Origin of the sequence: Rhizobium sp. CIAT894 (genome assembly GCF_000172795.2) — a bacterium.
In the GTDB taxonomy this organism is placed as follows: Bacteria; Pseudomonadota; Alphaproteobacteria; order Rhizobiales; family Rhizobiaceae; genus Rhizobium.
Genome location: NZ_CP020947.1, coordinates 2804258 through 2829508, shown reverse-complemented (window position 1 = coordinate 2829508; position 25251 = coordinate 2804258). Strand labels below are relative to the sequence as shown.

The window sequence follows — 25251 nt, the reverse complement described above, 5'->3', positions numbered from 1 at the left end:
AGCCGGCGGTGGGGTCATAAGGCAAGAACCCAGTTTTGGCCGTTGGCCTCCGGACCGAACATCCGATGTCTCTCCTCGGAGACAAGGCGAAAGCCTGTTTTGACGTAGATGGCGCGGGCGGTTTCCAGCATGTCGTTGGTCCAGAGATGGAGCTCGCTGTAGTCCTTTTGCCTGCAAAAGCGGATGCATTCGTCGACCAGCAGCTTGCCGAGCCCGAGGCCGCGGGCTGATTTATCGACATAAAGCAGCCGCAGCTTGGCGACGCCGTCGCCGCCATTTGTGACGAGGACGGAGCCGACATTGATACCGCCGCGTTCGGCGATCCAGCAATATTCGAGCGCCGGATCGAAGTTGGCCAGGAATTTTCCGGCGACCTCGGCGACCAGTGCCTCGAAGCGCAGATCCCAGCCATATTCTTCGGTATAGAAGCGGCTCTGGCTCTGGACGATCCAGCCGATATCGCCGGCGCGGTGGGCGCGGATGATGGCAGGCGCCGGTTTTGTGGTGGGGTCGAGCAGGGCACGGATCGTGCCCATGGCACGCACCGCCGCCTCCGGTTCGCCGCTCGCCAGCGTGTCGAACCGGGCGGCGATCTGAGCATTGGCGCGCCGGCCGAGTTCCTCGAATTCCTCGTGTCCCCGGTCGGTGATCTTGATGATTTGACTGCGCAGATCGGCCGGATCGGGACTGGTTTCGATCAGCCCCTCAGCGCGGAAACGCTTGAGGATGCGGCTGAGATAGGCGGCGTCGAGATGCAGGTCGCGGACAAGTGCGGTGGCGCTGATGCCCTCGTGCGAGCCGATCTCGAAGAGGATGCGGGCATCCGTCAGCGTATAGGGCGAGTCGAGATAGGCCTTGTTCAGGAGGCCGAGGAAATTCGTATAGAAGCGGTTGAAATCGCGGGCGGTTTCGATGAGGGCGGTACCGGACATGGTGATCTCCAGATGGAGATCTCGCCACTGCTGACACGGCTCGCTCCTCACTCGCCGTCATCCTCGGCCTTGTGCCGAGGATCTGCTGCCCTATCGAACGGAGGCAGATGCTCGGGACGAGCCCGAGCATGACGGAAGGAGGGGTGGCCGACGTGCCAACAAACTGACAAAAGATCTCCGCATGAAGACATTTGTCATGCATTTAGTTGACTTAGTCAACTAAATTGTGGGTGCCATCAAGCGGCCTCTTCTGCCTCCACGTCCTCCTCGCCAAGGGCGAATTCGACCGCTGCCCGGGCATGGATCGCGGTGGTGTCGAAGCCCGGCAGCGGCAGGCGGGCGGGGTCGAGGATCAGGCAGATCTCGGTGCAGCCGAGGATGATGCTGTCGGCGCCGTTGTCGACAGCGCGGTCGATGATATCGATCAGCTTTTCGCGCGAGCTGTCGTGCACCCTGCCGGCGCAGAGTTCATTGAAGATGATGTCGTGCACGGTGGTGCGGTCGGCGGCGTCGGGCACCATGATGTCGATGCCGTGGCCCTTCATGCGCTCGGCGTAGAAGCCGTGCTCCATCGTGTAGCGGGTGGCAAGCAGCAGCGGGCGCTTACGGCCGGTGGCACGCAGCGATTTCGCCGTCTCGTCGATAATGTGGATCAGCGGCACTGAGATCCGGGCTGCGACCTCATCGGCGATCAGGTGCATGGTGTTGGTGCAGATGAGGACGCAGCCGGCGCCGGCAGCCTGAAGGCGTTCGGCAACATCGGCGAGGCGGCGGGCGGCGCCATCCCAGTTGCCGGCCTTTTGAAGGGCGACGATCTCCTCGAAATTGACCGAATGCAGAATGAGTTCGGCCGAGGCGAGGCCACCCTTGCGGGCGCGCACCATCTCGTTGACGAGGCGATAATAGACCGCCGAACTTTCGAAACTCATGCCGCCGATCAGGCCGATCGTTTCCATCTCTTCATGCTCCCATGCTTCGAGTTTCGAGAATGATGCTGCAATGCCGGCGCGAGGTGTTTGCGTTGTTTGTCCTGCGCGTCCAATATGTGCTATTATTTTGCGCGATTTGGAGTAATTGCGCAAAACTGGGGCGGAAGGTTTATTTCTCACACATGCTGGATGATCGCGACAGACGCATTCTCGATATGCTGCAAAAGGATGCGGGCATCTCCGTGACCGACCTTGCCGAGCGCGTGGCGCTTTCGGTGTCGGCCTGCTCACGGCGCATCCAGCGGCTGGAGGAAGGCGGCCATATCGCCCGGCGGATCGTGGTGCTCGATCGGGAGAAAATGGGTGTGCCGACGACGGTCTTCGCACTGGTGAAGACGGCGCACCACTCCGACGAATGGACGGAAAGCTTCCGCAGGATCATCAGCGACATTCCCGAGATCGTCGAGGCGCACCGGTTGACCGGCAATCACGATTACATCCTGAAGATCGTCCTGCCGCGCGTCGAGCATTACGACGTGATCTACAAGCAGATCGTGCGCAAACTCGAGCTCTTCGACGTCTCGGCGTCGATCTCGATGGAAGAGTTGAAACATGGAATGGCGATACCCGTGGGTTATGCCCGGTAAAAGTCATTTGAAGGGGCGTGGTAGTATGAGCGATAGCGATATTCGGAGCTTTTTTCTGCCAGGGGAAAAGCTTCTTTGGTCAGGGCGTCCTGCCCAAGGTTTTCTTTTGATATCGCGGGATTTCCTCCTTGTTCCGTTTTCGCTTCTCTGGGGCGGCTTTGCGATCTTCTGGGAAATCACTGCCATCAGCACGGAAGCGCCCGTTTTCACAAAATTATGGGGTATTCCATTCGTGCTTATGGGCCTCTACATAACGGCAGGACGCTTTTTCGTCGATGCGGCGGTGCGGGCTCGAACGGAATATGTGTTGACCGACAGACGGGTGATCATTCGGAGAAGCGGGCTCTTTCGACATTTGTCCACCAATCAGCTCGAACTCCTACCGTCGATCAGTCTTGAAGAAGGCAGCCGAGGCAGGGGCACGATCAAGTTCGGCGTGCCATCCAACAGAAGGATGAGCGGCTGGACACCCGGTCTCGCCAACGAACCCCAGCTTCTGGGGATTGACAATGCGCGACAGGTTTACAGCCTCCTGGAAAAAGCAAGATCGGAATGCCGGAGCCTATAATCCTCAGCGCCATCGATAACAATTAATTTGTCTCGATACGGAACGTTTTTCGATATATTATGTTCACCTTTGGTTCAGGAGGAAGGGAGGATATTCCTCCTCTTGGAGGAAGAGGAGAACAATCATGAGAAAGCTGGCAATCGTCACGTTAGGCTTGATCATGGGTGCCCCCGGTGTCACGCCGGCTCAGGCGTTTCCGGCTATCAACCCACCCAGGTTCGAAGCACAGCAGCAGATAGAGCAAGTGCAATGGCGTGGCCATGGCGGTCATTGGGGTGGCGGTTATCACGGAGGCGGGTATTACGGCCATCATCACAATGGATCAGGCTGGGGCTGGGCCCTGGGCGGTCTAGCCGTCGGCACCATCATCGGTGGCGCACTGGCGCAGCCCTATTACGGTTCGTATTACGGGTCGCCTTACGGCTATTATGGCTCGCCCTACGGCTACTACCGCAGGCCTTACGGTTATTACGGCGGCTACTATGGGAGGCCCTATCGGGCGTATGCGTCGTCCGCCTATTATGGAGGAGGCGGCAGCCACGAGAGCTGGTGCTATGCCCGTTATCGTTCGTACAGGGCGTTCGACAATAGCTTCCAGCCCTATCATGGGCCCCGTCGTCAGTGCGTTGGCCCCTATTGATTTGCGCTGACGCATCTGCGTTATGAACTGGTCCTAAGGCCGTCCAACGTCTTGCAAGCCGTTGGACGGCCTTTTTCGGCTGCGATCGGCGCAGGGGAGACATGCCAAAACGGCGGTTGCAACCTTCGCGGCGAAGGCCACATTGGCTCTCAGCAAAATGGCGCAGAAGAGGCAGGTCATGAGCGATCATCATGTCGTCGTTGTCGGCGGCGGTTTCGGCGGGCTTCAGCTCGTCAACGGGTTGAAGGGCGCAGGGGCGAGGATCACGCTCGTCGACCGGCGCAACCATCATCTCTTCCAGCCGCTGCTCTATCAGGTGGCGACGACCATTCTCTCCACCTCGGAAATTGCCTGGCCAATCCGCCGCCTCTATGCCGATCGGCCCGACGTGACGGTGCTGCTCGGCGAAGTCACCGATGTCGACAGTGGCGCGAAGACGGTTTCGTTACGCAGCGGCATGACTCTCAGTTACGACACGCTGGTGCTGGCGACCGGGGCGACGCATGCCTATTTCGGCCATGACGAATGGGAGCCGGTGGCGCCGGGCCTGAAGACGCTGGAGGACGCGACGACGATCCGCCGGCGCGTACTGCTCGCCTTCGAGAAGGCGGAGCTGGAGAGCGATCCCGCCGTGCGCGACGCGCTGCTCACCTTCACCATCGTCGGCGCCGGGCCAACCGGCGTCGAGCTTGCCGGCATCATCGCCGAGCTCGCGCATTTCACCCTGCCCAAGGAATTCCGTAACATCGACACACGCAAGACCCGCGTCGTGCTGGCCGAGGCCGGCCCGCGCGTGCTGCCGACCTTCGCCGAGGAGCTCTCGGCCTATGCGCAGAAGGCGCTGGAGAAGCTCGGCGTCGAGGTGCTTCTCGGCAAGCCGGTAACGGAGTGCGGCGCCGACGGCGTGCGGATCGGCGAGAGCTTCATCCCGAGCCGCACCATCGTCTGGGCGGCCGGCGTCACAGCTTCGCCGGCAGCTCGCTGGCTCGGCGTGCCGGCCGACCGGGCAGGGCGCGTCGTCGTCGAAAAGGATCTGAGAGCGCCTGATCTGCCTGATGTTTTCGTCATCGGCGATACCGCCTCGGTCCTGCGCGAGGACGGCAAGCCGGTGCCGGGCATCGCGCCCGCCGCCAAGCAGCAGGGCGGCTACGTTGCCAAGGTCATCCGCGCGCGACTCTCGGGAAAACCGGCGCCGGCTCCCTTCCGCTACCGGCACCAGGGGAGCTTGGCGACGATCGGCCAGAGTGCGGCGATCATCGATTTCGGCCGGATCAAGCTGAAAGGCTGGATCGCCTGGTGGATCTGGGGCATTGCCCATATCTACTTCCTGATCGGTACCCGCTCGCGCTTCTCCGTCGCCTGGAGCTGGCTGTGGATCTACTTGAGCGGCCAGCACAGCGCGCGGCTGATCACCCAGCGGGAGACGATGCGGGAGGAGGGGTAGGCTCTCTTTGGGTCACGTTGGAGGGTGGCGGGAGAGTGGGTGCCATGTGACCCCCCTCTGCCCTGCCGGGCATCTCCCCCACAAGGGGAGAGATCGGCAAGGTGTTGGATCATCGGTCCCTTTCTGCCGTATCGAAATAACGACGCGGCAGTTGGTTGGGGAAACCATCGCGCCCGTCCAATCTCCCCACCTGTGGGGGAGATGCCCGGCAGGGCAGAGGGGGGCGCCACACGGCGCCACGGCGGAAGAATCCAGCTATGCGCGCCCGCGCCGTAAATGCGATAGCATCAACCTTGACACATCTCCTCACCCGCCCTTAGCATCCCGCCCGCGTCTCCCCATCACCCGGGATACCGCATCCAGCCGCATCAACGGATAGAGGTTCCAATGCGCCGATTCACTTCTCACGAAAATCACATCCGAATTTCTGAGAAGTTGGTGGTTCATGCGAACTTTGAATCTGGGCATCCTCGCTCATGTGGATGCAGGCAAGACTAGCCTTACCGAAAGACTGCTTTTTAACGCCGGCGTCATCGACAAGCTCGGCAGCGTCGATACCGGCAATACGCAGACGGACAATCTCGACCTCGAGCGGCAACGCGGCATCACGATCAGGGCCGCGGTCGTGTCGTTTGCGATCGGCGACAGGGTCGTCAATCTGATCGACACGCCCGGCCACCCGGATTTCATCGCTGAGGTCGAGCGGGTGCTGGGATTGCTGGATGCGGCGGTCGTCGTCGTCTCGGCGGTCGAAGGCGTGCAGGCGCAGACGCGCGTGCTGGTGCGGGCGCTACGGCGGCTCGGCGTTCCCTTCGTCTTCTTCGTCAACAAGGTCGATCGCCTCGGCGCGCGGTATGGGGAGGTGATGGAGGCGCTTGCCGCGCAGCTCGCCGTCCGGCCGATCGCCATGTCTTCGGTCATCGATGCCGGCGGCAAGCTTGCCCGGGTGGAGGCGCTGGACTCAGGGAGCGAGCCGCTTTTTTCGGCGCTCTGCGAGGCGCTCGGGGAAAACGACGAGGCGCTGCTCGACGACTATGTGCTCGCCCCGGAACGCCTGACGCGGGAAAGGCTCAGCCGCGCTCTGGCCGATCAGGCGGCGCGCGGCCTAGTGCATCCCGTCTTCGCCGGCGCGGCCATGACCGGCGCCGGCGTGCCTGCGCTCGCCTCGGCCATTGCGGCGATCTTGCCCGAGCGGCACACCGATCCGGACGGACCGGTCGCCGGCAAGATCTTCAAGATCGAGCGCGGCTGGGGCGGCGAGAAGCTGTGTTATCTGTATCTGACATCCGGCACGGTGCGGCTGCGGCAATATCTCGATCTGCCGAAAGGCCCGGAAAGAGTAACCGCAATCCAGCTCTTCGGGAGCGGGCGCAGTCATGCCGCCGAGAGCTTTGGCGCCGGGCAGATCGCGCGCGTCAGCGGACTTGCCGGCGTCCGGATTGGCGATGCGGTGGGCGGCGATCCGGGCGCGGCGGGAAGGGCTCACTTCGCGCCGCCGACGCTCGAAACCCGCGTCCTCGCGCGGCGGCCTTCGGACAAGGCGGCGCTGTGGCTAGCGTTGAGCCAGATGGCCGAACAGGATCCCCTGATCAACCTGCACCGCAACGAAGAGACCGACGAGGTCTTCGTCTCGCTCTATGGCGAGGTGCAGAAAGAGGTGATCCAAGCGACGCTGCTGACGGATTTCGGCCTCGATGCGAGCTTCGAGGAAAGCACGGTCATCCTGGCCGAGAGGCCGGCGGCAACCGGAACCGGCCTGCAGATCCTCTTCAGGGAGCCCAATCCGTTTCTCGCCACCGTCGGCCTGCGGGTCGAACCGCGTCCTGCCGGGACGGGCAACAGCTTTGCGCTCGAAGTGGATGTCGGCCAGATGCCGGTCGCCTTCTACCGGGCGGTCGAGGAAACCGTGTTCGAAACGCTGAAGCAGGGCGTCTTCGGCTGGCAGGTCATCGATTGCCATGTGGCGATGACGGCGGCGCGCCATAGTTCACCGGCCAGCACCGCCGCCGATTTCCGGCAACTGACCCCCTGGGTGCTGGCATCGGCGCTCTCGGCCGCGCAAACGGTCGTCTGCGAGCCTTTCGACCGCTTTCACCTGGAAGCGCCTGTCGAGAGCCTGAGCAGCGTGCTGACTCTGCTGGCGAAATCCGCTGCGGCGACGACGGATTCCGTGATCGCCGATGGTGTGGCGCGGCTCGAAGGCACTCTGGCGTCTCAGATGGTTCGAAGCGTCCAGCAGCAATTGCCCGGTCTGACGAGCGGGGCAGGGACGATGGAAACGGCTTTCGATCACTATGCCCCGATATCGGGGCCACCGCGCCGGCGTTCGCGTTCGGGGCCTGATCCGTTCAACCCGGTGGAATATCTGTTGCGGCTGCAGTCCACGAGAGCCTCATGCTGAGGTGCGCAGGCCGAAGGCCGGAGCCTCGAAGCAGGGGGCGGGCGCTCTGAAGTGGCGGCAGAAGCGGCGTTGGCGGATGATGCTTCGAGGCGATCCTTTGGATCGCACCTCAGCATGAGGGCCGGTGGAGTATGCCGTTATCAAAAAAGGCGGCCCCCGAGGGAGCCGCCTCTCATTCATCAAGCCGCCAGTGAGGCAATATCGATGACGAAGCGGTAGCGGACGTCGCTCCTGACGACGCGCTCGTAGGCTTCGTTGATATTCTGGATATCGATCTTCTCGATTTCCGAGACGATGTTGTGCTTGCCGCAGAAGTCGAGCATTTCCTGGGTTTCCTTGATCGAGCCGATCATCGAGCCCGCAAGGCTCTTGCGCCCGCCGATAACCGAGAAGGCGTGGACCGGTACCGGATGCTCGGGAACGCCGACCAGAACCATTGTGCCGTCGGACTTCAACAGGTTGAGATAGGCGTTCCAGTCGATTGCCGTGCCGACCGTGTTGATGATGAGGTCGAAGCTGCCGGCGAGCTTGGTGAAGGTCTCGGCGTCGCTCGTGGCATAATAGTCCTTGGCGCCGAGCTTGAGGCCGTCTTCCTTCTTCGACAGCGATTGGGAGAGGACGGTGATGTCGGCACCCATGGCGGCACCGATCTTCACGCCCATATGGCCGAGACCGCCCATGCCAACGATCGCGACCTTTTTGCCTGGACCGGCTTTCCAATGCGCGAGCGGCGAGTAAAGCGTGATACCGGCGCAAAGCAGAGGGGCGCCGGCATCGAGCGGGATATTGTCGGGGAAGCGCAGCACATAGCCTTCCTTGACGACGATCGAGTCGGAGTAACCGCCGAAGGTCGGGGTCGTGCCATCGGCTTCGTAACCGTTATAGGTCGGGACGAGGCCCGGCAGGTAGTGTTCGTAATCCAGATCACGCGCGGCGCAGCCGACGCAGGAATCGACGAAGCAACCTACGCCGACGCGGTCACCGACCTTAAATTGCGTGACCTTGGAGCCGACGGCGGAAACGACGCCGGCAACCTCGTGGCCCGGTACCATCGGGAATATGGAATTCCCCCATTCGTTGCGGGCCTGGTGAATGTCGGAATGGCAGACACCGCAATATTGAACCGCGATGACGACGTCGTCGTCGTTGGGTTCGCGGCGTTCGAAGGTGAAAGGGGTCAGCGGCTTGGAAGCGTCGGTGGCGGCATAGCCTCTTGCAATAGGCATGGGAACCTTCCTTTTCGTTCTTGGGAGTGGGGTTGAGCGGGATGGCGGACTATTGCCCGGAACGGCGGGAGAGGGTTAGAGCGATCCTCTCAGCTTTTTGCACGATCCTGCAAAAGTGAGGCGCCTATATGTTTGCGAAACGGCTAAGGCACTCTAGATAGGAGCGGTATCGACGGCGTCGGACAATCGACAGAAAGAGTTGCCGCATGACCTTGCCCTTCAGCCCCTATCAGGAAATCGTCGACATCGCGATGCGCTTTGCGCCCGCCGACGGTGAGTTCTCGACTGCCATCGGCAATCTTCATGTCAGCCGCCGGTCCAAGCCGAGTGATCCCTTGCACAGCAGCTACCGGCCCTGTTTCGCCTTCGTGCTGCAGGGAGCCAAAAGCCTGCAGCTCGGCACGGAGCAGATCAGCTACGGCACTGGCGATTATCTCCTTACCTCGCTCGACCTGCCGGTCGCCTGGCGGGTCACGGAGGCGAGCCCGGAGGTTCCGCATCTCTGTCTCGGGCTGGCAATCGATTCCGAGAAGCTCTTGGAGTTGCTCAGCCGCATCGACGTTCCGCGCCCCGCCGCTCATACCGACGGGCAGCGCGGGATGGTGGTGAATGTCGCACCGCCCGAGCTTATGGATGCCGCCGTCCGCCTGCTGCGTTTGCTCGATCGTCCAGGCGATATTCCCGCCATGGCGCCGCTGATCGAGCAGGAAATCCTTTACCGGGTGCTGACCGGACCGCACGGCGCCCGGCTGATCAACATCGCCACGGCAGACAGCCACAGCAACAGGATCGCCCGTGCGGTCGCCTGGCTGAAGGAGAATTTCGCGCGGCCGCTGCGTATCGAAGACCTTGCCGAGCGCGTCAACATGAGCGTGTCGTCCTTCCATCACCATTTCAAGTCGGTGACGGCGATGACGCCGGTCCAGTATCAGAAGCAGCTTCGCCTGCACGAGGCGCGCCGGCTGATGCTCGTCGAGCGGCTCGATGCCGGTACGGCCGGCCACCGCGTCGGTTATCAGAGCCCGTCGCAATTCAGCCGCGAATATAGCCGTCTCTACGGCGCGTCGCCGGCCCGCGATGTCGACAGCGTGCGCGAGATCATCGCGGCGGAGTAGCGCTGAGGACGGCAGCCATTAAAGGATGTTTGACGTTTCCCGGCTAGGCTGGCGCCATCCATCAAGCAGGCACCGCCGTCCGCATGACGCAAGCACCGTTACTTTCCATCGTCGCGCCTTGTCACAACGAGGAAGAAGGCCTGCGCGAATTTTGCCGGCGGGCCGCCGCTGCCGCGCAGAGTGTTGCCGGCGACGCCTTCGAACTCATTCTCGTCGACGACGGCTCGTCCGACCGCACCTGGGAGATCATTTCGGATCTGGCGGCGGATGTGCCGCAGGTGCTCGGTGTTCGTCTCTTACGCAATCACGGTCACCAGCTGGCATCGACGGCGGGTCTTTCCGTGTCGCGGGGCGAGCGCGTGCTCCTGATCGACGCCGATCTTCAGGATCCGCCTGAGCTGCTTTTGATGATGATGCCGATCCTCGAGCGTGGTGCCGACGTCGTTTACGGTCAACGCACGCGCCGCGAGGGCGAAACCTGGTTCAAGCTCGCCTCCGCTTCGCTTTTCTATCGCACGCTGTCAAAGCTCGCCTCCGTGACCATCCCTCGCGATACTGGTGATTTCCGGCTGATGCGCCGGCGCGTCGTCGATATCCTGCTGGCAATGCCGGAGCGCGATCGCTTTATCCGCGGCATGGTCAGCTGGATCGGCGGCAGGCAGGTGGCTCTCCCCTACGAGCGTGACGCCCGTTTTGCCGGCACGACGAAATACCCGCTGCGCAAGATGATCAATTTTGCGCTCGATGCGATCACCAGTTTTTCGACGACGCCGCTGCGTATGGCAACATGGCTTGGCATGATCAGCGCCAGTGTCGCGGTGGCGTTGCTCGTCTATACCTTCGTTCGCTGGCTGGAAGGCGAAACGGTCACCGGCTGGTCGTCGATCATGGCCGCGGTCAGCGCCTTCAGCGCCATCCAGCTGATCTGCATCGGCATCATCGGCGAGTATCTTGGTCGTCTCGTGCAAGAGAGCAAGAAACGGCCGATGTTCATGATCGAGACGCTCCTGCGCGGCAGAGAACACGCCGAGTTGTCGACAGTTTTTCCGGAGATGAGCGCCAGCGACAAGCGCACTGCGCTGAATGCGGCCTTTGCATCCGGTGAGCCGCGGTCGCAAAAGAGCAGCCGGATCGGGTAATGGACCATATCGTCACGCCTGCTGCGGTCGCAGCCGAGTCCGAGGAAACGATCGCCAGACAGGATTCCACCGTTGCGATCGCCGCTTTCGTCGGGCTTGCCGCGGCCTTGGTCATGCTGTTTCCCTTTCCGCCGGTTCTCGATTACGCCAATCACTACGCCCGGATCTGGCTCCTTTCGGGCGGGATCGGCGAGCAGCCGTTTCCGCAAATCTATGCGATCGACTGGAGCCGCACCTTCACCAATGTCGGGATCGACATTCTCGGCACTTGGTTAGGGCCGCTTGTCGGCCCTGACAGGTTGGCGCGGACGTTGCTTTTCCTGGCGATCGTGCTGCCGCCGCTCGGCGCGGTCGGCTTGCACCGCGCGCTTTTCGGCGGCCGGCACCACTGGCAGACCGCCATACTGTCGCTTGGCTGGTGCGCCACCATGATCGGCGGCTTCATCAATTTCCAGATCGGCCTTGGCATGGCGCTCGCCTTCGCCTGCGTCGACCTCCGACTGCAAGGCCGAAATCCCGCCCTGCTCTTTGCCTGGCGTCTTGCCGCCGCGCTGCTGCTGACGGTGATGCACATCTTCTCGCTCGGCTTCTATATGGCGATTGTCTGCGGCCTCGAATTTTCCTGGCGCTTCGATATAGTGCGATCAAGGGCGGGTCTGCTCAGGCTTGCCCGCCGGTTGGCGCTAGCGCTTGGCGCCTGCGCGCTGCCGCCGGCCGTACTTTATCTGCGGACGCCAGCTTTGCCCGGCGGCGGTGGTGACGGCCTTGCCCTTGCCTGGAACGACGGCATCGTTCTGATCGTCATGAATTTGCTCTCCGCCATCGTGACCTATATCCCGCTCGTGGATGTCGTGCTGTTTCTGCCATTGATCCTCATCTGCACGCGTGCCGCACGCGCCGGTGATATCCGCATTCATGCTGGGCTTGCCGTCGCCGCCTGCGGCCTGCTGCTGCTCTCCTGTGTTTCGCCCCGCCACATGCTCGGCACCGGATGGATCAGTTGGCGCTTTCCGATCATGACGGCGCTCGTCGCCATGGCGATGGTGTGTCCCTTCGCCAATCTCACGCGCCGGCAGGCGGTGTTGCTTGCGCTCGTCATCAATCTCGCCGTCTTCGGCCGTACCGGCTGGATCGGCTGGAACTGGTGGCTGGCACAGAAGGACGTCGCTGCTGTCGAGACTGTGCTGAAAAAGGTGCCGGCCGGTGCCGCCGTTTTGCCTCTGGAGCACGATGCCGAGACGACGATCAGCTTTGCCTACTCCAGCCGGTATTTTTTCATGAAGGAGGAAACTTTCTGGCACCTGCCGACGCTTGCCGTGCCCTTCGCGCATGCTTTCGTGCCGACGATCTTCACCGCAAAAGGCAAGCAGCCGCTATCGGTTCTGTCACCGTGGTCTGAAATCGCCGTTCCCGAGGGCAATCTGCTGTCAATCGGCGTGCTTTCATGCCCGGCAATGATGCAGGAGTACAAGGGCTTCACGCCCTATCTGTCGGACTGGCGCAACCGTTTCGATTTCATCCTTGTCGCCAATGCCGATCTCTCCGACCGCACCGTCGGCACCTTCATGCCGGCCGGCTTGAGGCTGGTCGAGGATGCCGGTTTCGCGAAGCTCTATGCGATCGACAAGGCGACGCCGGCAGAGCCCCTGGTGCCCCCCGCCGCTTGCGCTGCGGCGTCATAGATTGTGGCTCTTCATGGAGGATTGCCTGTGAATCGGGCATATGATGGCGGCCGCCATCCGGTTCGGTTATCCGCTGGTCAGCCGGGAAATTTCAGCGCCTTGTCATTGCGGCATTTGGCGAGCGCAAGCTGGCGGAAGGAGAGAATTTTGGTGATGCGCTCCTTCCCATCCGTCTCCACACTCATGCAGGCGCAGGCATAGCCGTAATTGCCGTTGGTTTTGACGTAATCGTGCTCGGAGATGTCGGGGATGAGCTCCATGCCGTCCACCGCGTCGGCATCCTCGCCCTGGGTCATGATCGTCCAGGTGTTTTCCGCATCCTCCAGCCACCAGTTGGCGGGGGTCGGGTTCTCGATCCAGCCGCAGCGGGTCTCGGCGGCCTGCGCATTCGCCGCGGCGGCAAGGGCTGCGGTCATCACCGCTACGGCGATCTTGTCTTTCATCGGTTTCCCCCAGCAGTAAATATCAATTGTTGATCGCGGTGATCGCCCAATGGCTTGTCTCGCAGGCGTCGTCCTCGCAGACCGCGCCCATCCAGACGGCGCCGCCGGCGAGCATAACGCCGTCGCTGTTGACGAAGAGATCGCCATATTGCTGACGCCCGACGGCGCGGCGGGTCTCCGGCGTCACCAGATCGTCGAAATTGTCGACGAAATCTTCGGCATTCTCCACATCATAAGTCTCGCCATTGGCCTTGACGGTCAGCGGATAGTCGGCGAGCCCTGCGATGGCCTCGGCATCGCCCGCGCGCATCGCCTGCACGAGCTGACGCAGGGGCCGGTCGAAACCCGCGGCATCGCCATGCAGCTCCTCGATCTTGTTATAGACGTCGTTTTCCGACTGCGCGAAGGCGCCGGCGGCGACGAGGAGCGTTGCTCCGAGCAGGAGAAAGGCAGGCAGGCGCGACATGAAAGGCTCCCGGCAAATGGCGTGGCGTGACATTATGCAATCGTCCGGAGCGCGCCTATCCAATTCTGGTGTCTCACCGAGGTTTCCCGTATAAAAAATCTGTCGCGGCCTTCTTGACGGCCTGACCGGTTTATCGCATAAACCTCACGAACCGTACCGTACGGTACTTATCTGGGAGCCATGACCGTGTCCGTCGATACCGCAGAGCCGAGCGAATTCTCGCCGCGCCAGAACGCCGTTCTGGAGCAGGCGCTGCGGTTGCTCGTCGACGGCGGCGAGAAGGCGCTGACGACCTCGGGGGTGGCGCGCGCCGCCAACTGCTCGAAGGAAAGTCTCTATAAGTGGTTCGGCGACCGCGACGGGTTGCTGTCGGCGATGATCGCCTATCAGGCGAGCAAGGTGCGCACCTTCGAGCGCAACGGCGAGCGGTTGACGGCGGCGAGCCTGCACGACCATGTCGTCATCTTCGCGCGCGACCTTCTCGAAGTGCTCGCCGGCGACGTCTCGCTGGCACTGAACCGGCTGGCGATCGGCCAAATCAACAAGACGGAGGCGAACCGCGACGGCTCGAAGCTCGGCAAGCTCTTGCTCGAACGCGGCCGTCGCCAGATCGACCGGCGCGCCATGGCGCTGATCGACGCCGGAAAGAGGGCAGGGCTGCTGCGCTTTTCGGATGCGGACGAAGCCTATCATACGCTTTACGGCCTTGTCGTTTCCGACCTGCATGTGCGCATGCTGCTCGGCGAACCCGGCCTCAAGGATACCGCGCGCCAGGCGGAGAGGGCGGTGACCGCCTTCCTCCGGCTCTACGGCACGGACAAGGTTCTGGCGGAGATGCCGGTTCTCGGCTGATCCGCTTTCATAACAGTCAACACGACAAGCAAAGGGAAGGAACTTCAAATGCGCGTCTATTACGATCGTGATGCCGATCTCAACCTCATCAAGGCCAAGAAGGTCGCCGTCATCGGCTACGGTTCGCAGGGCCGTGCCCATGCGCTGAACCTCAAGGACAGCGGCGCCCAGAACCTCGTCATCGCGCTGAAGGCCGGTTCGCCCACAGTCAAGAAGGCCGAAGCCGACGGCTTCAAGGTCATGACGGTTGCCGAAGCCGCCGGCTGGGCCGATCTGATGATGATGGCGACCCCGGACGAACTGCAGGCCGATATCTACAAGGCCGACATCGCTCCGAACATCCGCGACGGCGCTGCGATCGCCTTCGCCCACGGCCTCAACGTCCATTTCGGCCTGATCGAGCCGAAGGCTTCGGTCGACGTCGTCATGATCGCGCCGAAGGGCCCGGGCCACACGGTTCGCGGCGAATACCAGAAAGGCGGCGGCGTTCCCTGCCTCGTTGCCGTTCACCAGAACGCTTCCGGCAATGCGCTTGAACTCGCTCTCTCCTACGCCTGCGGCGTCGGCGGCGGCCGTTCGGGCATCATCGAAACCAACTTCCGCGAAGAGTGCGAAACCGACCTCTTCGGCGAACAGGTCGTTCTCTGCGGCGGTCTCGTCGAGCTCATCCGCGCCGGTTTCGAAACGCTCACCGAAGCCGGCTACGCGCCTGAGATGGCCTATTTCGAGTGCCTGCACGAAGTGAAGCTGATCGTCGACCTGATCTATGAAGGCGGTATCGCCAACATGAACTACTCGATCTCCAACACGGCCGAGTGGGGCGAATACGTCACGGGTCCGCGCATCATCACCGAAGAAACCAAGGCCGAAATGAAGCGCGTCCTCAAGGACATCCAGACCGGCAAGTTCACCTCCGAGTGGATGCAGGAATACCGCTCGGGCGCTGCCCGCTTCAAGGGCATCCGCCGCAACAACGACAGCCACCAGATCGAGGAAGTCGGCGCGAAGCTCCGCGGCATGATGCCCTGGATCGGCAAGAACAAGCTGGTCGACAAGAGCGTGAACTAAGCGGTTCCGATAAAATAAAGCGGAAGGCCGGAGTGAAAGCTCCGGCCTTTTTTGCTACTGCCGAGCCCGTTGGAAATGACGCTCCTATTGGGTTTGACATGTTTGAAGCAATCATGCGGTTGGCAAAGCGGGACCTGGCAGATAGCCTTGCAATCCTCTATCCCGCATTCCAGGAATATCCCTTCCCATCTTCGCTGGACGCTTCGCCATTGCGCGACGCGGAAAAAATTCTCACCGCACTCAAATCGGCACCTCTACGGGAGTTAGATGCGGCAGAGTTGGGTAACTACGCGGCAAGTGCGATAACGACAGTCGGTTCGACTGACGATTTCAGGCACTTCCTGCCGCGCATCCTCCACTGTGCCGTCCTCAACGCTTCCGCGTACGGCTTCGAGCCTCCGATCATCGCTTCCAAGCTTTTATTGTGCGACTGGCGGCAATGGCCGGTAGCCAAACAGACAGCGGTTGCAAAATTTTTTCTATTCAGCCTGGGCCTATAAGAGGCTGCAGGATCCCGATTTCGATGTGTCGGCTTGGGGTTGGATCATGGCGATGGTGCGGCTCGATCTTCAGTTCGAGGCATGCCTTGATCTGTGGTTGAAGCAGCCGACGCCGGCTGCTTTGGTTCAACTTGCCGGCGTCGACATCAAAGGTCTCTACAGGGGCAGCGGCTTTTGGCAGGATGTTGCGCCTGGGAAGCGTCAGTTCGTCCTTGAATGGCTCAAAAGCGATGTCATCGAAAATGCGTTCATCGGACTGATTGATGCGATACCGCCACAACGGCATTGGATTGTCGATCGGCTGCTCGATGAAATCAGGGAATTGCGACGTCTGCCTTCTCGCGCTGGAGTGCACGAATAACAGCAAAGGCCGGCGCGTTTTGCCGTGCGCCGGTATTCATTATCGTTTTGCGCTCACGGTCAGCCAGCGGGTCGGCTTGCCGTCATAACCGCTGCCGCCATGTTCCGCGATGGCGATGCTGCACCAGCCGACTTTGGTCAAAAGCTCCGACAGCCATTGTGCGGAGGGATAGTTGTAGTAACGCCCGAGGCCGTCATAGCCTTCCGCAGTTCCGGCCTTGAAACTTGCATGGACGATGCCGCCGATTTTCAGGGCGCGCCTGATGCGGACGAAAACCTCAGGCAGCTCAGGCCTCGGGACATGGAGAAGGCTCGCATGCGCCCAGACGCCGTCGAAGGCGCTGTCGGCGTCGAGCTGTTGGAACAGCATGACCCCGACCGGCCTGCCGATCAGCGCTTCCGCCTGTCTTGCAAGCTCGGCGGAGCCGTCCGTCGGCGTCACGTCGAAACCTTGTGTCAGCATATAGGCACTATCCTGCCCGCCGCCGCAGCCGAGTTCAAGGATTGCGCCCCCGGGGGCGATCGCGGCGAGGAAGGCATCGAGCTGCTGCTTCGGCAGGCTGCGTGCACGATTGGCGTATATCTCGGCGTTTTCCTTGTAAAAGGCGGAGGTACCGTCACTGGGCATGCGGGCCGGCCGAGCGTCGGTTGGATTGAAGGTGTCTGTCGGAAAGCCGGTCGGCACCGATGATGTCGATCACGAGGATGCCGTCCGGTATTTCGCGGTAGAAGGCGACATGACGCATGTGGAGGAGGCGGCGAAGCCCGGCGCCGAGCTCGTCGCACTTGTCTCCCATGGAGGGTACGCGTGAAAGCAGCACGAAAATTCTGTCCCAGTCGAGAAGATAGGCATCCGCCTGTGCCTCGCCGAAATGCAGGCTGGCATATTCGTCGATGCCCGACAGCACGGCGTCCGCGGTTCGGGTCAGCCTATAGGTTGATGTCACGCAGTTTCGCCTTCGTTTCCAACAGGATGTCGGCAATGCGCCGGTCACTGACGCCGCTCTCCTCAGCCAGCCTCAGAATCTCACGTATTTCGTCGTCATCCAGCTTGCGATGGTCCTGGTCCTTCACGATGAGTTCCGTCAGATATGTGCTGGCGCTGCTGTATCTGCCGCTTGCGACGCGGCGCGCGACGTAATCTGCCAGATTATCCGGAAGCGAGATCGTCATTTTCGCCATTGATTTAATACCGCCCGCACGTGCCGGTATTCGGCCATCCCAAGGGCCGAACTACCATTCCCCACACTGTGATAGAAGCGTTGCGCGCCGCCGTCGAGCACCTGGGTCACATCAGGGCCGGTCTTTTTATCGATGTCGATGACGCGCTCGAGATCCTTGAAACGGGCGTCGCAAGTCAGGGTATTCACCAGCTCGATGGCTTTGGGCGAGGCCGAGAGCGGCGCCCACCCTATCGGTGCCGCCGCCGCCGTCCGCGTGGAAGATCTGGAGTTCAGGCGGGGATGAGGCGCGTCCAGCCGTGCTCATCGTTGGTTACGCCCTTCTGCAGACCGACGAGCTGCTGGCGCAATTCGCTGGTCAGCTTGCCGGTCTGCCCGTCTCCGACCAGAAACTCGCCGCCGGCATGCCGAACCAGGCCGATGCCTGCGAGCACCGCGGCGGTGCCGCAAGCGAAGGCTTCGACGAGCCTGCCGCTGGCGGCATCCTCCTGCCATTCCGCGAAGGAGTAGGGACGCTGCTCCACGCGCAAGCCCTTTTCCTCAGCGAGCACGATGACGGAGGCCCGGGTGATGCCCGGTAGGATCGTGCCGCCAAGCGGTGGGGTCACGATCGATCCATCGTTCATCACGAAGAAGACGTTCATGCCGCCGAGTTCTTCGACCCAGCGATGCTCCGCCGCATCCAGGAAGACGACCTGATCGCAACCCTTCTTCGAGGCCTCGGCTTGCGCCACGAGGCTGGCTGCGTAGTTTCCGCCGCATTTTGCAGCGCCGGTGCCGCCGCTGGCCGCACGGGTATATTCGGTCTCGACCCAAAGGGAGACGGCCTTCGCTCCGCCCTTGAAGTAGGCGCCGACCGGAGAGGCGATGATGCAGAAGATATATTCCTGCGCCGGACGAACGCCGAGAAACGCCTCGTTGGCGAACATGAAGGGCCGGAGGTAAAGGCTGGCGTCGCCCGAGGGTATCCAGTTCTTATCGACTCGGACCAGCGCTTCGACGGACTTCAGGAAAAGTTCTTCCGGTACCTCAGGCATTGCCATGCGAGCTGCCGACTGAGCGAAGCGCCGGGCGTTTTCTTCCGGCCGGAAGAGCAGGATGCGGCCGTCGTCGGCCTTGTAGGCCTTCATGCCTTCGAAGATTTCCTGGGCGTAGTGCAGCACGGCGCTTGCCGGATCGAGTTCCAGGGCGCGGCGCGGCGTCACCTTCGCATCGTGCCAGCCCTTGTCGGCGGTCCAGCGCGCCAGCACCATATGATCGGTGAAGATCTTGCCGAAGCCGGGTGTTTCCAGTGCCTTGATGCGATCGGCGTCGGGGACGGGAGACTTGTGGAATTCGATTGTGATTTCAGGAGAGGTCGACGTCGCGGTCATGCTGGCACCTTGATAGTCCATTGAATAATGGGCGGCACACTACTGCCCTTGGGCCGGTTTTGGAAAGGTCTGAATCGGCCGGTTTCGGCTTTTGATCAGAGGAATAGTCGCTCGAAGCGGCAAATTTTCACGCTGCGGGCAGGCCATCTGCGTGAAGCCTCCAACATGCGCCAATTGGACCGGGCTCTCGAATGCCGGATCTTCAAACTTTGTCTCAGTGACAGGAAAATAGGTCAGTATTATTGACATAATTTCCACCGCATGGTTTGTCGGCGGTATAGAAAATACGAGGAAACCTCCATGCTGAACTGGGACACCATGTTTGCGTCGCGCTCGTCGCGCATGCGCGCATCCGAAATCCGAGAGCTCCTGAAGCTTCTCGACCAGCCGGACATTATTTCCTTTGCCGGCGGCATTCCTGATCCGGCGCTGTTTCCGGCCGAAGAATTCCAGCAGGCCTATGCCGATATCTTCTCGGGCGCCGCGGTCAATTCGGCGCTGCAATATTCGCTCAGCGAAGGTTACAAGCCGTTGCGCGAATGGCTGGCCGGGCAGATGGGTGCGCTCGGCATTCCCTGCGATCTCGACAATGTCTTCATCGTCTCCGGCTCGCAGCAGGGGCTCGATTATCTCGGCAAGCTCTTCCTGTCGCCCAATGATACCGCGCTCGTGACCTGGCCGACCTATCTCGGCGCGCTGCAGGCCTTCAACGCCTATGAGCCGGCCTACGACCAGTTGACCCCGAGCGGCAACCGGACGCCGGAGTCCTATCGCATTGCCGCGGCCGCTGCCGGCGGCAAAGTGAAGTTCGGCTATCTCTCCCCCGACTTCTCCAATCCCACCGGCGAAACCGTCGATCTAGCCGGCCGCAAAAAGGTGTTGGCACTCGCCGAAGAGCTCGACATCGCCGTCATCGAGGATGCGGCCTACCAGTCGCTGCGTTACGACGGTGATCCCATCCCGCCGATCCTGGCGCTCGAAATCGCCGAGAAGGGCCATATCAACAATACGCGCACGATCTATTGCGGCAGCTTTTCCAAGACGCTGGCCCCCGGCCTTCGCGTCGGCTTCATCGTCGCCAACGCGCCCGTCATCCGCAAGCTGGTGCTGATGAAGCAGGCGGCCGACCTGCATTCCTCGACGATCAACCAGATAGCGATATCGGATGTCGCCGTGCGCGGTTTCGACAAGCAGGTCGCCAAGATCAAGGCAGCCTACAGCCATCGCCGCGACTGCATGCTGGCGGCGCTCGAGAAATATATGCCGAAAGGCACGAGCTGGACGAAGCCGGAAGGCGGCATGTTCATCTGGATCAGCCTGCCGGAAGGCATGGACGGCGCCAAGCTTTTGGCAAAATCGCTCGAAACCGCCAAGGTCGCCTTCGTCCCCGGCAAGGCCTTCTTCGCCGACGGCTCCGGCGCCAACACCTTCCGTGTGAGCTTCTCCTGCGCGAATGAGCAGATGATCGAGGACGGCATTGGCCGGCTGGGCAAGCTGATCTCGGATGAGATTGCTGGGTGAGTGTTGGGAGTGGGTGCAACGATAACCGTTGTGCCGTATGGCCCACTCATCCGACCCTTCGGGCCACCGACCGGGGTCGAGCCGCGGGTCTCGACCCGTCCTTCGGACCCCCGCTGAGGAGAAGAGGGGAGCAAGCTGCTTGCTTCTCTTTTCACCGCAAATGTTTTTAGGACGTGAGACGTTGCCACGATTCCCCTTCTCCCCAGCGGGGAGAAGATGCCGGCAGGCAGATGAGGGGCCACACGGCACGTCCTCTCATCCGTCATTCCTGTGCACTTCACAGGAATCCAGCCACGGCGCGTCCGCGCCGTGAATGACTACCGCGTCCTTTACAAAGAGTCTCTCGCGCCCAAGGACTTGGGCGCACTGGATTCCTGTGACGAGCACAGGTGAGGGAAGATAGGGAACGCCAATCAAAAAATCGTCGTCCAGCCCTCGTTCGCCGTCTCGCTCTTGCCGTAGCCGACGCGGTCGGCCACCGCTCCGTCGCCGTTGCGCAGGATGATGTCGCCGCCTTTGTTGGCAAGCTGCGGGCCGCCGCCGGCGGCGTCGAGCGCGATGGTGCGGAGTTCGCCTGCCGCAAGCGTTCCCGACAGGGGCTGGGTGCGGCCGTTGTCGTCCTCCAGTTTCCAGCCGTCGAGCGATGCCGATATGTCGGAGCGGTTGATGATCGTCACCGTCTCGTTCTCCACGCCGCCTGCGCCGTTCACCGGGTTGATCAGCGCGGCGATGATGCGCAGCGATGAAGCCACGACCGGCTGCGGCCGGCGCGTGCCTTCGCCGCGGCCCTGGCCGCCGCGATCCTCGGCGACGGGATCACCGGTCGCAGCATCGGTGTTCCAGTTCTGCGACTGGAAGCAGAGGAAGATCGCCGCCCATTCGTCGGTGTCGGTGAAGTGGACGAGCAGGGCGCCGTCCTGGTTCGGCCCATTGGTTGCCTTGAAGCTGCCGCCGTCGCCCTGGTTCATATGGATGTCGTGGATGCCGTTGCCCGGTTCGAAGTGGAAATATTCGTCCGGCTTGTTGTTCTCCGGCCCCCAGGCCTCGCCGAAGGCGTAAAAATGCACCTCGGAATCGGCGATGCCTTCCTGGATGATCGGCTCGATGAAATCGCGCAGGTCGTTCCTCGGGCCGGAGATCTGGAAGGGCGCGACATTCATGTCCTCGCGCTCGATCAGCCCGCCGCGGACATAATCGATCGCCAGTTCCGGACGGTCCTTGCGGATATCGGTCAGGCCCATCGGCAGGGCTTCGAGCGCTTCGGTCAGCGTCCCGTGCTTGAAATCGACGATGTCGGCATAGAGCAGGTCGTGCGGCGATTCCTTGGAGCGGACGTTGAGCGCGATGCGGTAGCTGACGCCATTCGCCTCGATGCGGATCTCGATATGAGGATCGTTGTCGTCGTCGAGGGCGAGCGCGCTCGCCGTACCCTTCAGGACCTTGTAATTCTTCAGCATGGAGAGCCTCCCTGGCGATGGCGGGATCTCACAATAGCACGGCGAGAGTGCATCTTTTGTGACGGATCACTTTCACCGTGCAATGCCGTAACTGCTGCTCTATTGCTGGAGGTGCGGGCCGAAAAGTTCGAGATCGGCTTCGCTGAGCCTGTCGCTCGCCGTATTCAGCTGGTGCCAGTAGGGATAGATCACCGGCGGCAGGCTGACGGCGTCGAGGCGCTTGCGCTCGTCTTCGGAGAGCTTCAGTTCGGCGGCGGCGATGTTGTCGCGGAACTGGGCTTCGGTGCGGCCGCCGATGATGACCGAGGTCACCGCCTTGCGGCCGATCAGCCAGGCGAGCGCAATTTGAGCCGCCGAAACGCCGCGCTCCTGCCCGATCGCCACCAGCGTGTCGACGATGTTCCAGAGGCGGTTCTCGTCGCGGATCGGTGGTTCGGTCCAGCCGGCGAACTGGCGCGTGCCTTCGGGCGCGGCCTGGTTGCGGCGGTGCTTGCCGGAGAGCAGGCCGCCGGCGAGCGGGCTCCAGACCAGTACGCCGAGACCTTGGTCGATCGAGATCGGCAGCAGCTCGTATTCGGCCTCGCGCGCTTCCAGCGTATAGTGAATCTGCTGGCTGACGAAGCGCTGATAGCGGTGCTCGTTTGCGAGCCCAAGCGCCTTCATGATGTGCCAGCCGGAATAATTCGAGCAGCCGATATAACGCACCTTGCCCTGGCGGATCAGCGTGTCGAGCGCTTCCATCGTCTCTTCGAGCGGGGTCTGGCCGTCCCATTCATGCACCTGGTAGAGGTCGATGACGTCGGTCTTCAGGCGCTTCAGGCTCGCCTCGCATTCGCGGATCAGATGGTAGCGAGACAGGCCGCGATCGTTCGGGCCGTCGCCCATGCCGAAGCGGGCCTTTGTGGCGAGCAGCACGCCCTGCGGCCGCCTGCCCGCGAGCGCCTCGCCGATGATGTTTTCGCATTCGCCTGAGGAATAGACGTTGGCGGTGTCGATCAGGTTGACGCCGGCATCGATGCAGATGTCGATCATCTTCTTCGCCTCGGAGACGCCGAGATCGCCGACCATCTTGGCCCAGCCGACGCCGCCGAAGGTCATCGTGCCCATGGTCAAAGTCGAAATCTTCAGGCCGGAACGGCCGAGCAGACGATATTCCATTGAAACTCCTCCTTGATTGAAATGCGATTGACGTAACGCATGGCGGGGGAATGGCAAGAGCCAAAGGCCCCGCCCCAAGCCCGTCCGGGGTCGAGACCCGTGGCCCGCCCCCGGACGGGCTTGGGGCGGAGTTTTCATCGGCGTAAGAGGGGCCTTACGATGAAAGCGCTGTTACTGCCGCGCCAGGATGATCAACCGGTCGGCTTCGGTGAAAGCCAGAAGATCCGATTTGGCAGGGTTGACGACGACGCCGGCGAGATTGCGGGTGTCGGTGTCGCCGGGCCGCTGGCGGCGATAGCCGATCGCGACCTCGCCGCGGCGCAGCGCCGCCAGGCAGATCGTATAGAAGCTTACCGGCCTGCCGATAGCGATATAATCGGTGACGGGGCGCATGTAGATTTCCGAGCCGTCTTCGTCGAGCAGTTCGTCGAAGATTGCCGCCATCTGGGCGTTTTCGGAAGCCTGGGCCAGCATCAGGCTGACGAGCTTGTTGCTGACGACGAAGTCGTCGGCGCGGGTGACGGCGGCAAGCTCGCGGTTGCGCACGTCGATCATCTCGCTGACGATGCCGATGTGGCGGCCGGTCGTCTCGGCGATCCGGCGCAGTTGCAAGAGGGTGACGAGGGTGCGCGTATCGGCCGGCTGCGGCGCCATGTGGTCGGAATAACCGAGCACCAGCACGTGGTCGTAGGCGGGAATGTCGAGGCCGTCGAGTTCGGCCCGGCTGCTGGTATCGGTGAGGCGGCAGGTGATTTTCATATTGTCGCCGGCCAGTTTCAGGCCGCGGGCCTCCACCTCGATATCGGGCGTGTCGGCGGCGATGGTGAGTTCGGAGCCGGGGGCGACATAGCGCGACAGTTCGTGGGCGATGAGTGGGCCACGGCGATTCCAACCAAGCATCAGCGTGCGTTCGGGCCTTGCCTCGCGCGTCATCGGGGCGACGATCGCTTGCCTGTCGACGCGCATCTCGACTGCGCCGCTTTTGATCGCCGCATCGTCCTCGGCGATGATGATGGCGCGCTCGCCGGGCAGGAAGATGCGGTTTGCCGCCGGGTTGATATAGACTTCGCCTTGCGTGTCGCAGAAGCCGATCAGCGTCGACGTCTCGTACATCATCACGGCGGCGCCGAAGCTCTTGCCCGTAAGTTCCGGCTGCTCCAGCGTGTAGATCTCGCAGCCGTCGAAATCGAGAAGTTCGGAATAGACGCCCGACAGTCCCGACTGGCGGCTCGAATGGGCGACGATGCGCGAGATCAGGTCGTCGGCAAGCACCAACTGCAGCTCCTTGCCGCCGACGATGCGCGCCACCTCAGCGTTTTTCGCATCGCGGATCTCGGCGGCGATCTGGTAGGGCTGGTCGCGCCGGCCGGGATCGTTGACGAGGGCGAGCACCGTCTTGATGACCTCGGAATCGGCATGATCGCCTTCCGGCGACAATACGATGATCGAGCGGGAGGTCTGCGGATTGACGATGTTGATGTCGTAGAGATCTGTGGGGTCGCCGCTGCGGCAGATGATGCGGGTGTTTTTGAGATCGCCGATCTTGTCGGCAAGCTCGTCCTCCATCTCCACCTTGTCTTTGGCGGCCATGATGACGATGCGCGGGCGGCGCCGGCTGGCATTGGCGATGACGAGTTCGGAGACGACGTCGAAGATCGAGGGCGACCAGTTGAAGATGATCGTGTGGTCGTTTTCGAGCACCTGCGAGCGGCCCTTGCGCAGGTCGCCGAGCTTTTCCTCGAGGCCCGAGCTCAGCACGCCGATCAGCGCGGAGAAAACGAAGATACCCGATATGGTGACGACGAGCGAGACACCGCGGAAGGGCCAGCCGAGATCGCCCCCCATCGTGCCGGCGTCCATGGTGCGCATCAGCGATTCCCAGGCGCCCTCGACGAAGCTCATGCGTTCGCCACCATCGGGCGCGATGCCGGTCAGCGTCAGCAACAGGCCCGCGATCACGATCACGACGATCGATATCACCGCCAGCCAGCCGATCAGCGCGATCGGGCCGGCCGCCATGCTCTTGTCGAACTGGTAGCGCAGGTGCGCGCGCCAGGGTGCTCGTTTCATTCCCGCCATCCCTCGAATCGGCCCGAACGGCCGTATTCACAGGCGATTCCAGAAATCGGCAGGCCGATCAACTCTATGT

General features: G+C 62.1%; 26 protein-coding genes. 13 read left to right on the top strand and 13 right to left on the bottom strand.

Annotated features, from left to right (window positions below):
* Positions 1-14: 14 nt before the first annotated feature.
* Both RHEC894_RS14085 and RHEC894_RS14080 read right to left on the bottom strand, forming a co-directional pair.
* Positions 15-932 carry a bifunctional helix-turn-helix transcriptional regulator/GNAT family N-acetyltransferase gene (locus tag RHEC894_RS14085; protein ID WP_010068385.1) on the bottom strand — a complete coding sequence of 306 codons (918 nt, stop codon included), beginning with the start codon at positions 930-932 and terminating at the stop codon, positions 15-17.
* Positions 933-1168: 236 nt separating this feature from the next.
* Positions 1169-1888, bottom strand: coding sequence for an aspartate/glutamate racemase family protein (locus RHEC894_RS14080; RefSeq protein WP_085737719.1), 720 nt, complete (start codon positions 1886-1888; stop codon positions 1169-1171).
* 155 nt (positions 1889-2043) lie between these two features.
* Between RHEC894_RS14080 and RHEC894_RS14075 the strand changes: the two genes are divergently transcribed.
* From RHEC894_RS14075 to RHEC894_RS14055, 5 genes are all read left to right on the top strand, one after another.
* Complete coding sequence (locus tag RHEC894_RS14075) at positions 2044-2508, top strand: Lrp/AsnC family transcriptional regulator (protein ID WP_010067339.1); 465 nt, start codon at positions 2044-2046, stop codon at positions 2506-2508.
* Positions 2509-2533: 25 nt separating this feature from the next.
* Positions 2534-3076, top strand: a complete 543-nt coding sequence (locus tag RHEC894_RS14070; protein WP_085738986.1) for a PH domain-containing protein — start codon at positions 2534-2536, stop codon at positions 3074-3076.
* A gap of 124 nt (positions 3077-3200) precedes the next feature.
* Positions 3201-3716 (top strand): BA14K family protein, encoded by a 516-nt coding sequence (locus RHEC894_RS14065; protein WP_085737718.1) that lies wholly within the window; start codon positions 3201-3203, stop codon positions 3714-3716.
* Positions 3717-3894: 178 nt separating this feature from the next.
* The gene (locus tag RHEC894_RS14060; protein WP_085738985.1) at positions 3895-5160 is read left to right on the top strand and encodes an NAD(P)/FAD-dependent oxidoreductase; all 1266 of its coding nucleotides are present in this window, start codon (positions 3895-3897) and stop codon (positions 5158-5160) included.
* A gap of 445 nt (positions 5161-5605) precedes the next feature.
* Complete coding sequence (locus RHEC894_RS14055) at positions 5606-7561, top strand: TetM/TetW/TetO/TetS family tetracycline resistance ribosomal protection protein (RefSeq protein WP_085737717.1); 1956 nt, start codon at positions 5606-5608, stop codon at positions 7559-7561.
* A 179-nt stretch (positions 7562-7740) separates the two neighbouring features.
* Here the strand turns inward: RHEC894_RS14055 and RHEC894_RS14050 are convergent, their stop codons facing one another.
* Positions 7741-8787: an NAD(P)-dependent alcohol dehydrogenase gene (locus RHEC894_RS14050; protein WP_085737716.1), complete on the bottom strand. Its 1047-nt coding sequence runs from the start codon at positions 8785-8787 to the stop codon at positions 7741-7743.
* Positions 8788-8993: 206 nt separating this feature from the next.
* On the opposite strand from RHEC894_RS14050, the gene RHEC894_RS14045 reads away from it, so the two are divergent.
* From RHEC894_RS14045 to RHEC894_RS14035, 3 genes are all read left to right on the top strand, one after another.
* Positions 8994-9902 carry an AraC family transcriptional regulator gene (locus RHEC894_RS14045; protein ID WP_085737715.1) on the top strand — a complete coding sequence of 303 codons (909 nt, stop codon included), beginning with the start codon at positions 8994-8996 and terminating at the stop codon, positions 9900-9902.
* 83 nt (positions 9903-9985) lie between these two features.
* Positions 9986-11041: a glycosyltransferase family 2 protein gene (locus RHEC894_RS14040; RefSeq protein WP_085737714.1), complete on the top strand. Its 1056-nt coding sequence runs from the start codon at positions 9986-9988 to the stop codon at positions 11039-11041.
* Positions 11041-12723, top strand: a complete 1683-nt coding sequence (locus RHEC894_RS14035) for a hypothetical protein (RefSeq protein ID WP_085737713.1) — start codon at positions 11041-11043, stop codon at positions 12721-12723. Before RHEC894_RS14040 ends, RHEC894_RS14035 begins: the two co-directional genes overlap by 1 nt.
* A gap of 77 nt (positions 12724-12800) precedes the next feature.
* Here the strand turns inward: RHEC894_RS14035 and RHEC894_RS14030 are convergent, their stop codons facing one another.
* The gene (locus RHEC894_RS14030; protein ID WP_010065112.1) at positions 12801-13166 is read right to left on the bottom strand and encodes a DUF4087 domain-containing protein; all 366 of its coding nucleotides are present in this window, start codon (positions 13164-13166) and stop codon (positions 12801-12803) included.
* Positions 13167-13188: 22 nt separating this feature from the next.
* Entirely contained in the window at positions 13189-13632 is a 444-nt protein-coding gene (locus RHEC894_RS14025) for a hypothetical protein (RefSeq protein ID WP_085737712.1), read from the bottom strand.
* 180 nt (positions 13633-13812) lie between these two features.
* Between RHEC894_RS14025 and RHEC894_RS14020 the strand changes: the two genes are divergently transcribed.
* Genes RHEC894_RS14020 through RHEC894_RS14005 form a run of 4 tightly spaced genes read left to right on the top strand, consistent with a single transcriptional unit; the run spans position 13813 to position 16413 of the window.
* Positions 13813-14484: a TetR/AcrR family transcriptional regulator gene (locus RHEC894_RS14020; RefSeq protein ID WP_010066207.1), complete on the top strand. Its 672-nt coding sequence runs from the start codon at positions 13813-13815 to the stop codon at positions 14482-14484.
* Between the two features lie 48 nt (positions 14485-14532).
* Positions 14533-15552 carry a ketol-acid reductoisomerase gene (gene ilvC, locus RHEC894_RS14015; RefSeq protein WP_004668557.1) on the top strand — a complete coding sequence of 340 codons (1020 nt, stop codon included), beginning with the start codon at positions 14533-14535 and terminating at the stop codon, positions 15550-15552.
* A gap of 32 nt (positions 15553-15584) precedes the next feature.
* Positions 15585-16052 carry a hypothetical protein gene (locus RHEC894_RS14010; RefSeq protein ID WP_125460966.1) on the top strand — a complete coding sequence of 156 codons (468 nt, stop codon included), beginning with the start codon at positions 15585-15587 and terminating at the stop codon, positions 16050-16052.
* Between the two features lie 46 nt (positions 16053-16098).
* Positions 16099-16413: a hypothetical protein gene (locus RHEC894_RS14005; RefSeq protein WP_125460965.1), complete on the top strand. Its 315-nt coding sequence runs from the start codon at positions 16099-16101 to the stop codon at positions 16411-16413.
* 39 nt (positions 16414-16452) lie between these two features.
* On the opposite strand, the gene RHEC894_RS14000 is transcribed toward RHEC894_RS14005, so the two are convergent.
* The 5 genes from RHEC894_RS14000 to RHEC894_RS13985 all read right to left on the bottom strand — a co-directional run bounded on the left by RHEC894_RS14000 (position 16453) and on the right by RHEC894_RS13985 (position 18966).
* Positions 16453-17040: a class I SAM-dependent methyltransferase gene (locus tag RHEC894_RS14000; protein ID WP_085737709.1), complete on the bottom strand. Its 588-nt coding sequence runs from the start codon at positions 17038-17040 to the stop codon at positions 16453-16455.
* Positions 17030-17359, bottom strand: coding sequence for a type II toxin-antitoxin system RelE/ParE family toxin (locus tag RHEC894_RS13995; RefSeq protein ID WP_085737708.1), 330 nt, complete (start codon positions 17357-17359; stop codon positions 17030-17032). Before RHEC894_RS13995 ends, RHEC894_RS14000 begins: the two co-directional genes overlap by 11 nt.
* Positions 17343-17594, bottom strand: a complete 252-nt coding sequence (locus tag RHEC894_RS13990) for a transcriptional regulator (protein ID WP_085737707.1) — start codon at positions 17592-17594, stop codon at positions 17343-17345. The genes RHEC894_RS13995 and RHEC894_RS13990 overlap by 17 nt, the downstream gene beginning before the upstream one ends.
* Positions 17582-17782, bottom strand: coding sequence for a hypothetical protein (locus tag RHEC894_RS32440; protein WP_125460964.1), 201 nt, complete (start codon positions 17780-17782; stop codon positions 17582-17584). The genes RHEC894_RS13990 and RHEC894_RS32440 overlap by 13 nt, the downstream gene beginning before the upstream one ends.
* Positions 17783-17865: 83 nt before the next feature.
* Positions 17866-18966 carry a branched-chain amino acid aminotransferase gene (locus tag RHEC894_RS13985; RefSeq protein ID WP_085738983.1) on the bottom strand — a complete coding sequence of 367 codons (1101 nt, stop codon included), beginning with the start codon at positions 18964-18966 and terminating at the stop codon, positions 17866-17868.
* A 300-nt stretch (positions 18967-19266) separates the two neighbouring features.
* On the opposite strand from RHEC894_RS13985, the gene RHEC894_RS13980 reads away from it, so the two are divergent.
* Positions 19267-20487 (top strand): PLP-dependent aminotransferase family protein, encoded by a 1221-nt coding sequence (locus tag RHEC894_RS13980; RefSeq protein ID WP_085737706.1) that lies wholly within the window; start codon positions 19267-19269, stop codon positions 20485-20487.
* A 413-nt stretch (positions 20488-20900) separates the two neighbouring features.
* On the opposite strand, the gene RHEC894_RS13975 is transcribed toward RHEC894_RS13980, so the two are convergent.
* The 3 genes from RHEC894_RS13975 to RHEC894_RS13965 form a co-directional block, all read right to left on the bottom strand.
* Positions 20901-21944, bottom strand: a complete 1044-nt coding sequence (locus tag RHEC894_RS13975) for a DUF2278 family protein (protein WP_085737705.1) — start codon at positions 21942-21944, stop codon at positions 20901-20903.
* Between the two features lie 99 nt (positions 21945-22043).
* Positions 22044-23102 carry an aldo/keto reductase gene (locus RHEC894_RS13970; protein WP_085737704.1) on the bottom strand — a complete coding sequence of 353 codons (1059 nt, stop codon included), beginning with the start codon at positions 23100-23102 and terminating at the stop codon, positions 22044-22046.
* A gap of 171 nt (positions 23103-23273) precedes the next feature.
* Positions 23274-25172, bottom strand: a complete 1899-nt coding sequence (locus RHEC894_RS13965; protein ID WP_085737703.1) for a hypothetical protein — start codon at positions 25170-25172, stop codon at positions 23274-23276.
* Between the last annotated feature and the right edge of the window lie 79 nt (positions 25173-25251).